At 52.8% G+C, this 17,477-nt stretch carries 1 protein-coding gene (only partly in view); it reads right to left on the minus strand.

Translation table 11 applies throughout. From position 1 onward, the window contains the following. Positions 1 to 17,477 carry part of the coding region annotated (locus AC6EJC_RS25260; protein ID WP_444956294.1) for a non-ribosomal peptide synthase/polyketide synthase on the minus strand (this coding region is incomplete at its 5' end). Its footprint begins 13,241 nt before the window's first position, so 17,477 of the 30,718 annotated nt are shown.

The following is a 17,477-nucleotide window of genomic DNA, read 5'->3' on the forward strand; positions in this document are numbered from 1 at the left end:
GTACACCGATCGGTACCGGGTTCAGCTGGCTGTCCACGATGTAAAAGCGTGCGTTTAGCCACGCCTGCCCAATCGGTACACTGCCGCTGTTTGGCAGCTTCGACAAATCTTCGTCATAGAAGCTGGAGTCAATTGCCGCTTCCGTGACGCCGTAGCTGTTCATAATGCGGATATCTGCGCCAAACCGTTCTTGCAGCACCCGGTAATCCGCCACACTGCAGCTGTCTGAGCTGGTGATCAGCAATTCCAGACTGCTCATATCCAGTCTATGCTCGTACACATGCTGCATAAACGGTACGATCAAGGCCGGTGTGGATTCGAACACCGTAATTTGGTAGTTGTGAATCCAGCCATACAGACGGCTAAAATCAATGCGGTCGTCTTTCGGACAAATAACCATCGTGCCGCCGTTATAGAGCGCCCGCGCGATATCCCCGACGAACACGTCGAAGGAGAAGCTTGCGAGTTGCAGCAAACGTACCGGGAACTGGTTCAGACGGTAATCCCGACGATACGCCGCAGCCGTATTGACCAGGCTGCGATGCTCGATCATAACGCCCTTCGGACGTCCTGTTGTTCCGGAGGTGTAGATCACATACGCCAGATCCTGTGGTTCATTGATCGGCTCGATATTCGTGGCATCCCCGGTATACAGCGACTCATCGTCCAGCGCCAGTACGGTATGCAGACGCAAGTTCGCTACGGATTCGGATGCTGCTTCGCTGTCAGGTGACGAATCTGATTTCAAGCTTACGCCTTCATTAAGGCTGTCTCTATCCATCGTTTCAGCGCCAGCCGCTGTTTCCAACTCGCCCTCAGTCTGCCCTCCGGCCAAGGCCTGTGCACGTTCCTGTAATGCGATTTGGGTCAGCAGCACCGTCGCACCACTATCCCCCAGCATAAAGCGGATACGTTCGGACGGATAGTCTGCATCCAGCGGCACATATGCGCCTCCTGCCTTCCACACCGCCAATACACCGACCAGCATCTCTACCGAGCGTTCACTCAAAATGCCGACAATCGACTCGCGTCCAATGCCTTCATTTCTCAATCTCCGAGCCAACTGGTTCGCACGCTCGTTCAGTTTCCGGTACGTAAGCTGCTGCTCCTCGTACACAACCGCCACGTGATCCGGTACAAGCTGCGCCTGTTCTTCCACATAGGTATGGAACAGTGCTCCTGCTTCAACAGCAGCAACATCCGTTACTCCCACTTCTCCAAAACCGTAGATGAGTTGCTCTTTTTCCTCGACGGTTACGATATTCAAAGCTGCCAGTGGCTGCTGCGGATGCAGTATAATTGCACGTACGATTTCCGCAAAATGCTGTACAAATCGCGTAATGGTCTCTGGCTTATACAGCGCCGTGCTGTATTCCAGACTGCACAGAATACCTTCTGGCTGCTCTATTGCCTCCAAGCTCAGATCAAATTTGGCCGTATTATTTTCCAGCGGATACGAATTCAGGGTCAGACCTTCCAGCTGGAACTCCTGTTGCTCCAATGTTTTCAACTCAAACATCGTGTCAAACAGCGCATTCCGGCTCGTATCCCGCGTTAAATTCAGCTTTTCAACCAGCTCTTCAAAAGGATAGTCCTGATGCTCATAAGCACTGAGCGCATGCTCCTTCACCTCTTGCAAGTAATCAAGGAACGATTTGTCACCAGACGGATAATTGCGAATTGCCAGCGTGTTGATGAATACACCTACCAGACTCTCGAGTTCCGCATGCGGTCGGCCGGCAATCGGCGTGCCGACTACGATGTCCTCTTGGCCGGTGTATTTATGCAAGAGCGTGGTGTATGCCGCCAGCAGCACCATATACAGCGTAGAGCCTGTTTGCGCCGCCAGTTCCTTCAGGCGTTCGCTAACTTCACGCTCCAGTCCGAATTCGATCGTATCCCCTGCCGTACTCTGCACCGCCGGACGGGCAAAGTCGGTTGCCAGATCCAGCACAGGCACTCCGCCCCGGAAGGTGTCGAGCCAGTACGCTTCCTGACGCTGCATCCACTCCTGATGGGCTTCGCTTTGCTGCCATACCGCATAGTCTTTGTACTGTATCCGCAATGGCGATAGCTCTTCACCGCCATACAAGCGGACAAATTCATCGGTCAGTACCTCCATCGACACACCATCCGAAACGATATGGTGCATGTCGAGCATGAGCAGATGCTGTGGTTCTTGCTCTGCTCCTTGTGCGCCCAGATTCACCAAGCCTACCCGCAGCAGCGGCGCAGCTTTCAGATCGAACGGACGGACAAAGCTCTGCACCAGCTGTTGCGCTTCTATGTTGACCCTTGTGTACGTATCTGTAGTTGTGTCCTGATCTGTATCCGCAGTCGCATCCTCTGCCTGTACCTTCGTATATTCCACTTCGAACGGCACGGTGTCCTCAATCCATTGCATCGGCTCACTGTCCACCATCTCAAAGCGGGTACGCAAGGTCGCATGACGGGCGATTAGTTGACGGAATACGTCCTCTACTCGCTTCACGTCCAGCGGACCGCTCACTTGCAGCACCGACGGCATGTTGTAGTTCACATCATTCGGGTCAAACTGATGCAGCACATACAGTCGTTTTTGCGCCGAGGACAGTGGGTAGAAGCTGCGCTCTTCGGTCACCGGAATGGACGCATACGCCACTTCATCCAGACTTTCCAAGACGACTGCCAGTTGCTCAATCGTTGGTGCTTCAAAAATACTGCGCAGGGGAAGCGGCTTGTTCAGCTCCTTGTGAATTTTCGAGGCCAGCGTCGTCGCTCGCAGCGAATGTCCACCAATCTCAAAGAAGTTTTCCTTCACGCCGACTTGCGCCAGGCCCAGCACATCCTGCCAAATGTGTGCCAGCTTCACTTCCACCCATGTGCGCGGTGCAATATAGTCGGCTCCGCTTTGCAGGCTGCCTTCTGGTGCTGGCAGGGCCTTGCGGTCGATTTTGCCGTTTGGACTCAGCGGCATCTGCTCCAGCTGTACAAAGTAGGACGGCACCATGTAGCTTGGCAGCTCCCGGCCCAGCTCACTTCTCAGCTCGCTGGCACCAATTTCTTGCCCCGCGACATAGTAGGCCACCATTTGTTTTTGTCCCGTTTCGTCTGCACGAGCCATAACGACGGCTTCTCTTACGGATTCCACCTTCAACAGTTGCGATTCCACCTCGCCCAGCTCAATCCGGTAGCCGCGGATTTTCACCTGATGGTCGATCCGGCCCAGATATTCAATATTTCCATCCGGCATCCATCTCGCCAAATCGCCTGTGCGGTACATCCGCTCATAGCCCGCTTCGTCACCCGCAAACGGATCGGCGACGAATTTCTCCGCCGTTAATTCCGGACGGTTCAGATAACCTCGGGCTACGCCGACACCGCCGATGCACAGCTCACCCGCAACCCCAATCGGCTGCAATTGCTCCGTGCCTTCCTTCACGATGTACAGACGAATGTTTTGAATCGGTTTCCCGATTGGAATGACCGAATAGGCTTCATTAGGCTCGCAATCGAAGTACAATACGTCCACCGTCGCTTCGGTTGGACCATACAGGTTGATCAGCTTCGCTCCGGCCAGGCTCGACACGAGCCGTTGGAACCGGGCGACATGCTGCGGCGGCAATGCTTCACCACTGGCAAAGACATAGCGCAGCGTTGCCAGTTTCGCTTGCATCACTTCCCGTGGCTGCTGCTCCACGTACTCCAGGAACGCATGCAGCATCGCAGGTACAAAGTGCACCGTGCTGACCCCGCCATAGGCAATCGCCTCCACGATGTCCTCCGGATTCTTTTCTCCACCTACCGACAGCAGGCTTACCTTCGAGCCGACCATCGACCACCAGAACAGCTCCCACACCGACACGTCGAACGTGAAGGCGGTTTTCTGCAAAATCGTATCTCCCGCGCTCAAACCGTAACGATCATGCATCCACAAAATCCGGTTCAAAACGGAATGGTGCTCCACCATCACGCCTTTCGGTTTTCCGGTCGAACCGGAGGTGTAGATGACGTAGGCGATATGACGCGGCCCGGCCAGTGGCTCCAGATTCGAGCCATCCTCGTGGTACATGTCCTTGCCAGCCTGTTCCAGATGATCCAGCACCAGCACCTGGCCGTCGAAACTCAGCAATGCTTGCTCCGCCAGATGTGATTGCGTCAGCACCAGCTTCGCTCCCGAGTCCTCCAGCATGAAGCGGATGCGGTCCGCTGGATATTCTGGATCGATCGGCACGTAGGCTCCGCCTGCCTTGAGGATCGCGTAGATGCCTACGATCATGTCCAGCGAACGCTGAACCAAAATGCCCACTGGCTGATCCGGTTCAACACCTTCGGCACGCAGCGTCCGAGCCAAACGGTTCGCGCGCTCATTCAACTCCGCGTAGGTCAACGCTTCTGCTCCGCACAGCACCGCCACTTGCTCCGGCGTGTTCGCTGCCTGCTGCTCGAACAGACTGCTTAACGTTTGATCCTGCGGATAAGCTGCCGCCGTATCTCCCCAAACCTCAAGGATTTGCGCTTGTTCTGCTGGTGTCACCAATTCCAGCTCATTCACGCGAATATGCGGATTTTCCACAATTTGCTCAATCACATGCAGTACATGTCCCTGCATACGCTCAACCGTAGCCCGATCATATACATTCGCGTTATATCTGAACATGATGCGGAATGTTTCATCTGGCATCACAATCAAGTCCAGATCATAATTCGTTTGCTCGACAACCTCTACATTCGTAATTTCAAAAGCGGATGGACGAACTTCACCAAGCTGCTCGACTTGCTCCTCTACCGGATAGTTCTCAAATACCATAATGTGGTTAATCAGATTCTGCTTCTGCTCAGTCAGCGCCTGAATTTCATACAATGGGAAGCTGTCGTATGCTCCCGAAGCCAGCGCTTGTTCCTGCGTTTTCCGCATAATTTCCACAAATGTGGCGTTCCGTTCGCTTTGAATCCGAACCGGTATTGTATTAATGAACAGACCGATCATATTCTCTACACCAGCAATATCCGTCGGACGTCCAGATACGACACTACCGAACACAACATCCTCATTGTTGTTATATTTCTGCAAAATAAGGCCCCACACGCTCTGCATCAGCGTATTAATCGTTACCTGCTGCTGCTTCGCAATCCGGTACATGGCTTCACTCCACGTTGGATTCAGCTCTACCGTTATTTTTTCAGAGATATATTTGCTGGTGTCGCTTGTTGTAGTGGACAGAACACTTTCCCTGCTGTCCGCCACTCGGTCTTTTGATGAAGTATCCGATCCAGGTAACAATGTCTGCTGTTCAAAGCCCGCCAAATAACAGCTCCAATACTCTTTTGCCGCACGTTCATCCTGACGCCCCAGCCATTCGATATATTGGCCATACGGTGTGATAGGAGCAAGCTCTGGCTGTTTCTGCTCCAGCAACGTAAAGTACGTACCAAACACTTCACCAGTAACGAGCGATAAGCACCAGCCGTCCATGACAATGTGATGGAAGCTCCATACCCAATGATACGTCTCTTCATCTGTCTGCAATACTTGTACGCGCATAAGCGCATCCGTACCGAGATCAAAGCCGCGGGCCCGATCTTGCAGCTTGAACGTCTGGATATATGCCTTCCGTTCCGCTTCCTGCATTCCACGCAGATCCTCGAAGGAGAGATCACTATCTTTGTGACGGAACACGACCTGCAATGGCTCCTGACTGTGTCCTGTCTCAAACATCTGGAAATTCGTCCGCAGCGCTTCATGACGCTGTGTCAGTAGATCCAGACTCTTGCGGAAAACAGCAACATCGAAGCTGCCTTGTTGATCAAACGACGCCTGCTGGAAGTATGCACCTGACTCCGGCTCCATCAGACTATGGAACAGCATTCCTTTCTGCATTGGAGAGAGGGCATACACATTTTCCAGCTCGCCCACAGAAGCTGTTTGCTCCGTCAATTGTTCCAACTGTTCCAATGTTAAGCCTTTGAACAATACATCGCTTGGTGTTAGCTCACTCCGCTCTTGGGAGGCACAATGAGCGATCACTTCCTGCAAACTTTCCTGCAGCAGCCGCGCAAAATTCTCTACGTTTTGCTGTTGATATACTTTGCGATCATAGCGAATTTCCAGCGTCAGCACGCCCGCTGTAATCATGCCGTTCACATTCAGCGGCTGCTCCAGAACGGTATGATCACTCATCGGCTCTCCATCCGTATGTGAAGACAGAACGATATCACTATGTTCCAAATCCTGATCAAATTGTCCCAAATAGTTGAAGCTAATTTCAGGCTGCAGGCTCAAGGAAAGATTAGCATCATCCTGAGACATATATTTCAGAATACCGTAACCAATGCCCTTATGCGGTACATGGCGCAGGTCCTCTTTTACCCGCTTGATGCGTTGTCCGACCGTTGCCTTTCCGTCCACATCCAGCAGCACCGGATACTGGCTCGTAAACCAGCCCACGGTACGTGTGATATCTATATCTGGAACAATAGCTTCCCGGCCATGACCCTCCAGATTGACCAGCACACGCTCCTGACCGCTCCAGTTATATACCGCTGTACCGAGTGCAGTTAACAGCAGATCATTGACCTCGGTGTGGTACGCACGATGTGATTCCTGAAGCAGCAGCCGTGTTTCCTGTTCGCTCCAAGCCACGGTCACCGTCTCACTGTCTCTGACCAGAAAGTGCTGTCCTTCCGCTCTTTCTTGATCCTTAGGCAGCGATGCGACTTCCGTTTGGGCAAGACGCTGCCAGTATTCGCGTTCGTTTTCGATAGCCGGGCTGTTTGCATATTGAGACAACCGCTCTGCCCAAGCGGAGAACGAATCCGTTTTATATGGCAAGCGAATCGCTTCTCCCCGAACGGCCTGCTCATATCCAGTGGCAAAATCTTCAAACACAATCCGCCATGAAATGCCGTCTACGACCAAATGGTGAATGGCAATCAGTAAATGATCTCCATCCATGCAGCGGAAAAGTCCCAGCTTCACCAGCGGTCCCTCGTCCAGACGAATAGAGCTTTGGATGGCATTCGCCTTCACCTCAATTGCTGCTGCAACATCTGCAATGTTTTGCACATCCGTCAAATCAACAACGTCCAGACGATACAGCTTGCCTTCGTTCAAACCGCGATTCCACGCTTCATAGCCCTGTTCGGTCTGACGGAAGACCATACGCAACGCATCATGATGCTCAGTCACCTTGGTCACCGTTTGATGCAATGCGTCTATATCGAAGCCTTCCGCTCTATGCAGCATCACCGACTGATTGAAATAATGCGGCTCTGCTGAGGATTGTCCAAAGAACCATTGCTGTATCGGGGTCAGCTTGACGCTTCCCGAAACCACGCCCTGATCGGCTGTGCGGCTAACTTTGTGTACATGACCGCTCAGCAGCGAAATGGAAGGATACTGGAATAAATCCTTCATGTCCAGCTTGTAGCCCGCTTGGAGCAAACGGGAGGATACCTGGATCGCTTTGATCGAATCGCCGCCCAGATCAAAGAAATTATCCAAAATCCCGACTCTCTTCGCACCCAACACGGCCTGCCAAATGGAAACCAACGTCTGCTCAAGGGCTGTGCGCGGTTCTACATAATCCGCTCCGCTTTGCAGGTTGCCTTCCGGTGCCGGCAGGGCCTTGCGGTCGATTTTACCGTTTGGTGTCAGCGGCATCTGCTCCATCTGGATGAAAAACGAAGGCACCATGTAGTTTGGAAGCTCCTCACCCAGTAAGCTGCGCAGCTCACCAGCGCTTACTTCTCTTTCAGCGACATAGTACGCCACCAGTTGGTTTTGCCCCTGCTCGTCCGCCTGGGCCAGTACGATGACCTCTTGCACATCTTCCACTTTCAGCATTTGTGCCTCGACCTCGCCCAGCTCGATCCGGTAGCCCCGAATTTTCACCTGATGGTCGATCCGGCCCAAGTATTCGATGTTGCCGTCTGGCATCCATCTCGCCAAGTCACCCGTACGGTACATTCGTTCATAACCTGCTTCACCAGCCGCAAACGGGTTAATTACAAATTTCTCAGCCGTCAGCTCTGGACGATCCAGATACCCACGGGCCAGACCCGGACCGGACACGCACAGCTCACCCGCTACGCCTACCGGGGCCAAATGTCCATGCACATCCACCATATATACTCGGTGATTCGGCACAGGACGTCCGATGGAAATCAGCTGTCCTGCTCTCTCATCCCCGGATACCGGCCAGATGGACGTCGCCACTGAGTTTTCGGTTGGACCGTAGCCGTTGTAGTACGCCACTTGATCCTTCCATTTGTATACCAGTTCTGTGGAAGATGCTGAACCGGCAGTGAACAGAATACGCAGGTTTGGCATCCGTTCTGGCTCCAGATACACCGCATAGGTTGGCGGCAAAGCGGCCACCGTGATGTGGTGATCCGCCATGTACTGCTCAAACCGCTCGTAGTTCAAAATCGTCTCTGTCGTTGGCACGTATAACGTGGCTCCGCAGAACAGCGCCTGGAAGATTTCCCAGCAAGCTGCATCAAATGAATAGCTGGCGAACAGCAACGCATGATCCGACGTGCTGATCCGAAGCGTTTGATCAAAATACGTTTTCAGATTGCACAGCCCGTGATGCTCCAGCATAACGCCCTTCGGCTGCCCCGTTGTCCCCGACGTATAGATCACATACGCCAAATCATTCGGACCGGACCACGGCTCCAAATTGGAACCCTCCTCGTGGTACACCGTCTGCTCTCTATCCAACACCAGCACATGACCATCGGTAGCTGCTTTATCCACCAGATGGCTTTGCGTCAACAGCAGCTTTGCACCCGAGTCGTCCAGCATATAGCGGATACGCTCCTCCGGATAGGTTGGATCAATGGGCACATATGCTCCTCCGGCTTTTAAAATCCCGAAGATGCCCACGATCATGTCCACCGAACGCTCGGTCATCAGACCCACCAAACGATCTTTCGTCACACCTTGACTGCGCAAGGTACGAGCTAATCGATTGGCGCGTTCATTCAGCTCACGATAAGTCAGCGCTTCTCCTTCGAAGAACAGTGCTGTCTGCTCCGGCGTTCGCGCGGTTTGCGCCTCGAACAAGCCATGGATCGTTTGCCCGCTTGGATACTCGGCGGCTGTATTGCCCCATACGCCCAGAATCTGCTCGCGCTCCTGCGCGCTTACCATATCCAGCTCATGTACGCGAATGTCCGGCTTCGCTGTCACCTGCTCCATCAGCTGCACCAGATGACCTCGAATTTGCTCTACACTTTCCCGTTCAAATGCCAAGGCATTATAACCAAAGCTCATGTGAATGGTGTTCCCCGGCAGCACCACCAGGTTAAAGTCATAGTTGGTCTGCTCGACAGACTCGGCTACTGTGATGGTGAAGCTGGACTCCTCACCGTTTCCTAATTGCTCCAATTGTTCCTCTACCGGATAGTTCTCAAAAATAAGAATATGATTGATCAAATCCTGCTTAAGCTCCGACAGCCCCTGAATTTCATACAACGGATACGTATCATAGACATGGGAATCAATCGATTGCTCCTGGGTTTGCTTCATCACGTCTGAGAATAAGCTGTCCACTTGACTGCGGATGCGTACAGGAATTGTATTGATAAACAGACCAATAATGTGCTCCACATTCGGAATGTCTGCCGGACGTCCAGATACCACGCTGCCAAACACCACATCATCTGTACCATTATATTTTTGCAGCAAAAGGCCCCAAACCGTCTGCATCAACGTATTGATCGTCACCTGATAACGCTTGGCTATGCGCTGAATACCAGCCGTTAGATCCGCACCCAAATCAAAATCCAGACGCTCCGCCTGATACCCCGTCTTACCCTGAATTTTTGCCTGTGGCAAGCGGGACTGCTCCTCATATCCTTCCAGAACCTTGCTCCAGTAGCTCGATGCGGCCTGACGATCCTGCTGTTCCAGCCATTCGATATATTGACTGTACGGCGTTACAGGGGCCAGCTCAGGCTGCTTATGGGCCAGTATCGCAAAATAACTCGCAAACACTTCGTTGGTCACCAGCGACAAGCACCAGCCGTCCATCACGATATGGTGGAAGCTCCACACAAAACGGTACGAAGCCTCACCTGTGCGCAAAACGGCGACACGCATCAAAGCATCTTGTGCCAGATCAAAGCCTCTTTGCTTGTCTTTGCGCGTATATTCGAGGATGTACTCGTTTTGCTTCTCTTGCTCCACATCCCGCAGGTCCTCTACATATAACTCACTGCGCTTATTGCGGTACACAACCTGAAGCGGTTCATCCTTCCAGCCGCTGTAAAAGTTCGTGCGCAGTACCGTATGCCGCAGTACCAATACATCCAGACTTGCCGCAAACGCAGCGATATTAAAATGTCCTTGCAAATCAAAGGATGCCTGCTCAAAATAAGCTCCCGATTGCGAATCCATCAGATTGTAAAAGAGCATGCCCTTCTGCATTGGCGTCAGTGCGTATACATTTTCCAGCTCACCTATATGTCCAGCCTGTTCCGCAACTTGTTCCAGCTCTTGAGTCGTCAGACCCTGGAAGGACACATCACTCGGCGTCAACTCCGGATGTTCCTGAGCGACACAATGCGTAATCACCTCTTGCAAAGCGGATTGCAGCAGTCCCGCCACCCGTTCCAGCGTTTCCTTGCGATATTGCTTACGGCTGTAAGCGATCGTCAAGCGCAGCGTGCCCTCCGAGATCATCGCGTTCAAATCGAGCGTGTGTGACAATGGTGAATTCGCATCGTCAGTCTCACCTACACCATAGGACGACAGTGTGATTCCGCTATTTTGCAAATCCTGATCCACTTGTCCCAAATAGTTAAAGCTGATTTCCGGTTCTGCTGCATTCGCACGCGCTTTACCTGATTCAGACGCATGGGGCAAGTAGCGCCAAGTTCCATAGGTCAGCCCTTTATGCGGAATTCGGCGCAGTCCTTCCTTCGTTTCTTTAATCCGCTCTGCCAGTGTCATTCCCTTGCCCGTTTCCAGCAGCACCGGATACAAGCTCGTAAACCAGCCTACTGTACGTGTAATATCCACCTCTGGTAGGATCGCTTCCCGACCATGTCCCTCCAGATTCACCAGCACATGCCCTGCGTCTGTCCAGTTGTACATCGCCAGGCCCAGCGCGGTCAGCAGCAAATCATTGACCTCGGTGTTGTAGGCGCGATGTGCCTGCTTCAAGAGCTGCTGGGTTTCAGCTTCGGTCCACTCCACCGTCAGCACTTCGCTGTCTGCATTCAAGGAGCCCTCATAGGCAAAATCCTTAGGCAGCGGCGCTACTTCGGCTTTGGCCTGTTCCAGCTGCTTCCAGTAGGACGCATCCGATGCGCCCACAGAACGATGAGTATAAGCCATCAACTCGCGTGCCCACGCTTGGTAGGAATCCGTTTTATAGGGCAATCGTACAGGCTCGCCCTTGATCGCCTGCTCGTAGCCTGTCGAGAAATCTTCAAACAGAATCCGCCACGACACCCCGTCCACCACCAGATGGTGAATGGCTATCAGTAAATGATCGCCCTCTGCTGTGCGGAACAATCCCAGCTTCACCAGAGGTCCTTCGGACAGGTCGATGCTGCTTTGAATTTCCGTTGCTTTCGCTTCCAGCGCTTCCGCATCGATTGCCTGTTCACGGTAATCCACCGTTTCCAGCGTATACAACGCGCCTTCCTCTATGTTGCGTGTCCAAGCCGCGTAACCGGAAGAAGCCTGACGGAAAACCGTACGCAGCGCATCATGATGCTTCACGATGTGATCCATGACTTGGCGAACCGCCGTCTCATCAAAGCCCTCAGCGCGATAGAGCATGACCGCTTGATTAAAGTGCTGCGGACGCTCGCGCTCCTGGGCAAAGAACCAATGCTGGATCGGAAGCAAAGCGGTTTCCCCGCTTACTTCTCCTTGATCTGCAATACAGCTCACCTCGTGTATATGCGGTGCCAGTGTTGCGACCGTTGGATACTGGAACAAATCTTTCATGTCCAGCTTGTAGCCTGCCTGGAATACACGGGATGTGATTTGAATCGCCTTGATCGAGTCGCCGCCCAGATCGAAGAAATTGTCCAAAATGCCGACAGTCTGCAGTCCCAGTACCGACTGCCAGACCCCTACCAGAGCGCGTTCTTGCGCGGTACGCGGCTCTGCATAATCCGCTCCGCTTTGCAGACTGCCTTCTGGTGCTGGCAGGGCCTTGCGGTCAATTTTGCCATTTGGACTCAGCGGCATTTGCTCCAGCTGTACAAAGTACGATGGCACCATGTAGCTTGGCAGCTCCCGGCCCAGCTCACTTCTCAGCTCGCTGGCACCGATCTCTTGCCCAGCGACGTAATACGCCACCATTTGTTTTTGTCCCGTTTCATCCGCACGAGCCATGACTATGGCTTCTCGTACAGATTCCACTTTCAGCAGCTGCGATTCGACCTCGCCCAGCTCGATCCGGTAGCCCCGGATTTTCACCTGATGGTCGATCCGGCCCAGATATTCAATGTTGCCATCCGGCATCCATCTCGCCAAATCGCCTGTACGGTACATGCGCTCATAGCCTGATTCCCCCCCTGCAAACGGATCCTTCACGAATTTCTCTGCTGTCAACTCTGGACGGTTCAGATAGCCTCGGGCTACGCCGACACCGCCGATGCACAGCTCACCCGCAACCCCGATGGGCTGCAATTGCTCCGTGCCTTCCTTGACAATGTACAGACGAATGTTTTGAATCGGTTTTCCGATTGGAATGACCGTATATTCCTCTAATGGCTCGCAATCGAAGTACGATACGTCCACCGTCGCTTCGGTTGGCCCATACAGGTTGATCAGCTTCGCTCCGACCAGGCTTGACACGAGCCGTTGGAACCGGGCGACATGCTGCGGCGGCAATGCTTCACCACTGGCAAATACATGGCGCAGCGTTGCCAGTTTCGCTTGCATCTCTTCCCGTGACTGCTGCTCCACATACTCCAGGAACGCATGCAGCATGGCCGGTACAAAGTGCATCGTGCTCACGCCATCGCGGGCAATCGTGTCGATGATGTCCTCCGGATTCTTTTCCCCGCCGACCGACAGCAGGCTTACCTTCGAGCCGACCATCGACCACCAGAACAGCTCCCATACCGACACGTCGAAGGTGAAGGCGGTTTTTTGCAGAATCGTATCCTCCGCACTCAAGCCGTAACGCTCATGCATCCACATAATCCGGTTGATGACGGAATGATGCTCCACCATCACGCCCTTCGGTTTTCCAGTGGAGCCGGAGGTATAGATCACATAGGCGATATGACGCGGCCCGGCCAGTGGCTCCAGATTCGAGCCATCCTCGTGGTACATGTCCTTGCCAGCCTGTTCCAGATGATCCAGCACCAGCACCTGGCCGTCGAAACTCAGCAATGCTTGCTCCGCCAGATGTGATTGCGTCAGCACCAGCTTCGCTCCCGAGTCCTCCAGCATGAAGCGGATGCGGTCCGCCGGATAGTCCGGGTCGATTGGCACGTAGGCTCCGCCTGCCTTGAGGATCGCGTAGATGCCTACGATCATGTCCAGCGAACGGTGAACCAAAATGCCCACCGGCTGATCCGGTTGAACGCCTTCCGCACGCAGCGTCCGAGCCAAACGGTTCGCGCGCTCATTCAACTCCGCGTAGGTCAACGCTTCCGCTTCGCACAGCACCGCCACTTGCTCCGGCGTGTTCGCTGCCTGCTGCTCGAACAGCGCACTTAGCGTTTGATTCTGTGGATAGGCTGCCGCTGTATCTCCCCAAACTTGAACGATTTGTGCCTGTTCTTCCGGTGTCACCAATTCCAGTTCATTCACACGGATATTCGGATTGTCCATGATTTGCCCGATGATGTGGTCGATATGAGCATAGATACGTTCCATTGCAGACCGGTTATACACCAGAGCATTGTATTCTAGCAGGATGGAGACATCCTCGTCAGGCACGACAATCAGGTTGAAATCGTAGTTAGTTTGCTCTGCAAGTGCCACATTGGCAATAGAGAAGCTTGTTTGTGTCCTTGTCTCACCGGAACCACCCATCTGCTGCCCGATCGGGTAGTTTTCAAACACCATAATGTGATTAATCAGGTCTTGTTTTTGTTCAGTCAGTGCCTGAATATCGTACAACGGGAACGTGTCGTAGACACTAGAAGCCAAAGCCTGTTCCTGCGTGCGCTGCAATACTTCAGCAAATGTAGCATTCTGTGCACTGTAAATGCGTACCGGAATCGTGTTGATAAACAATCCGATCATGTTCTCCACACCTGGAATTTCTGCCGGACGACCGGATACAACACCACCAAACACAACATCCTGATTATTATTGTATTTCTGTAAAATAACGCCCCAAACGCTTTGCAGCAATGTGTTAATCGTTACATGTTGTTGCTTGGCAATTTGGTTTAATGCGGCACTCCGTTCTTTACCCAACATAAACGGCAGCTTTTCCGAAACATAGCGGGAATTTGAGCCCCTACCGCTTCTGTCTGTATCTTCAACCCGTGCTAATACAGAAGCTTGCGCGTTCTCACCAGGCAACAATGTTTGCTGTTCAAAACCCGCTAAATAGTCACTCCAATAACGGGTCGCTTCCTGTGTATCCTGATGTTCCAACCATTCGATATAGTCACTATACGGCTTGACAGGTGCGAGCTCTGGTTGCTTGTGCTCCAGCAGGGCAAAATATGCACCAAACACTTCGTACGTCACCAGTGACAGGCACCAGCCGTCCATCACAATATGATGGAAGCTCCATACAAAACGGTATGAGCTATCACCCGTGCGGAAGACGGTTACGCGCATGAGCGCATCCTTGCTTAAATCAAAGTTTCGAGCTTTATCTTGGGCCACAAATTCAGCTACAGCGTCTTCACGTCCTCTGACATCCTCATAACGGAAGCTCGGATTTTTATGACGATAGACGATCTGCAACGGTTGACCATGCCAGCCGCTGTGGAAATTCGTCCGTAATATAGCATGTCGGCTAACCAGCAGCTTCAGGCTTTCCTCGAATATGGACGGCTCAAAGTGGCCCTTAAGATCAAAGGTCGCCTGTTCAAAATACACGCCCGATTCTGCGTTCATCAGACTATGGAACAGCATCCCCTTCTGCATCGGAGTTAACGGATACACATTCTCCAATTCCCCAACCGCCTTGGTCTGCTCGATAATCGTGTCTAATTGCTCCAATGTCAGACCTTTTAGCAGTACATCGCTTGGAGTCAATTCGGTCCGCTCCCGTGTGACACAATGCTCGATCATTTCAAGCAGGTTGGATTTTAATAGATTAGCCAGCATTTGGACGGTGTCCTTACGGAAGGCTTTGCCGTTATACCGAATGTCCAGTTCCAGGATGCCGTTCGTTACGATTCCGCTCACATCGAGAGCATATTTCATCTTCGTCCGGTCACTTACAGCTAATCCGATTGGGTAAGGAGACATGCGCATATCGCTGTTTTGCAAATCCTGATCAAACTGTCCGAGATAGTTAAAGCTCACTTGTGGCTCGGCAAAAGCTTTATGTTGACCAAGGTGCGGTGCATCTGCTTGATGACTAACGGCTTGGCCGGATTCACTTAAATGTCTCCATATACCATAGCCGATCCCTTTATTCGGAATGCGGCGCAGACTCTCTTTGACCTGTTTGATTCGTCTCGACAACACATGATCACGACCGATGTCCAGCATCACCGGATATTGACTCGTAAACCAGCCCACAGTACGAGAAATATCCGTATCCGGTAAAATGTCCTCGCGTCCGTGACCCTCCAGATTGATCAGGCTGCGTTCATGACCGGTCCATGTGTACAGCATCATACCCAAAGCAGTCAGGAGCAGATCGTTCACTTCCGTGTTATATGCGCGGTGTGCTTGCTTCAACAGCCGTTCGGTCTCTTCTTCCGTAAGCTGGACGACCACTGTATCGGTGTCAGCCAAGGTACATAGAGCAGCCTGCGCTTGATCCACAGGTAGCCGTACTTGATCAGCCAAAGCGGCTGCGTTCAGTTGCTCCCAGTAGGCGCGTTCACTGTCCATTGCCGCGCTATTCGCATAGGTGGAAAGTCGCCCAGACCAGGAACGGAAGGAATCCGTTTTGTCCGGCAGCTGAAGCACTTCCTGATGGATGGCCTGTTCATAGGCTGTAGCCAAATCCTCAAACAAAATACGCCATGATACTCCGTCCACTACCAAATGGTGAATCGCCATCAGCAGATGATCCCCATCTACACAGTGGAACAAACCCGCTTTAAACAGCGGCCCTTCATGCAGTTGAATACTGCTTTGAATTTCGGTGGCTTTTGCCTCGATCGCTGCGGCGATCAGGGCTTCATCCGTCAAATCTCTAAAGTCCAGCACGTCCAGGTGATACAGCTCGCCTTCCTGTATTCCGCGATTCCAGGCTTCATAGCCTTGCTCTGTCTTGCTGAACACCATCCGCAGAACATCATGATGCTCTGTCAGTTTGCCAAGCGCCTGACGCAGAGCGGACTCATCAAAACCCTGCTCCCGGTGCAGCATAACCGCCTGATTAAAGTGATGCGTGTCCACTTGCTCCTGCGCAAAGAACCAGTGCTGGATCGGAAGCAACGCGGTTTCCCCGCTCACTTCTCCCTGATCTGCCATACGACTTACCTCGTGCATATGCGGTGCCAGTGTTGCGACGATTGGATAGCGGAACACATCCTTCATGTCCAGCTTGTAGCCTGCCTGGAACGCACGGGACACGATTTGAATCGCCTTGATCGAATCGCCGCCCAGGTCAAAGAAATTGTCCAAAATACCGACGGTTGGCACGCCCAGGACTGACTGCCAGACCGCTACGAGTACCCGTTCCGTTGCAGTGCGCGGCTCTGCATAATCCGCTCCGCTTTGCAGACTGCCTTCCGGTGCCGGCAGCGCCTTGCGGTCGATTTTACCGTTCGGTGTCAGCGGCATCTGCTCCAGCCAAATGAAATACGACGGCATCATATAGCTTGGCAGCTCCCGCCCCAGCTCATGTCTCAGCTCATCGGCTCCAAGCTCTTGTCTCGCGACGTAGTACGCCACTAGTTGTTTTTGGCCCGTTTCGTCCGTACGAGCCACGATGACCGCTTCTCGTACCGACTCCACCTGCAACAGCTGCGATTCGACCTCGCCTAGTTCGATCCGGTAGCCCCGGATTTTCACCTGATGGTCCATCCGTCCCAAATATTCAATATTGCCGTCCAGCGTCCATCTCGCCAAATCGCCTGTACGGTACATCCGCTCATGGCCTGCCTTGCCACCAGCAAACGGATTATTTACAAATTTTTCTGCCGTCAGTTCTTCACGTTTCCAATATCCACGGGCCAATCCTTCCCCTGCAATACATAACTCGCCCGGCACACCGACTGGCTGCAATTCCCCACTCGCATTCATGATAAATATTTGGGTATTCGCGATAGGACGTCCGATATTAATTTCTTGAGCATGGGTCAGTTCCTGTACGGCCGACCAAACCGTCGTTTCTGTAGGTCCGTACATGTTATAAATGCGGGGACCG

The sequence above is a fragment of the Paenibacillus sp. TY11 genome (genome assembly GCF_059772165.1).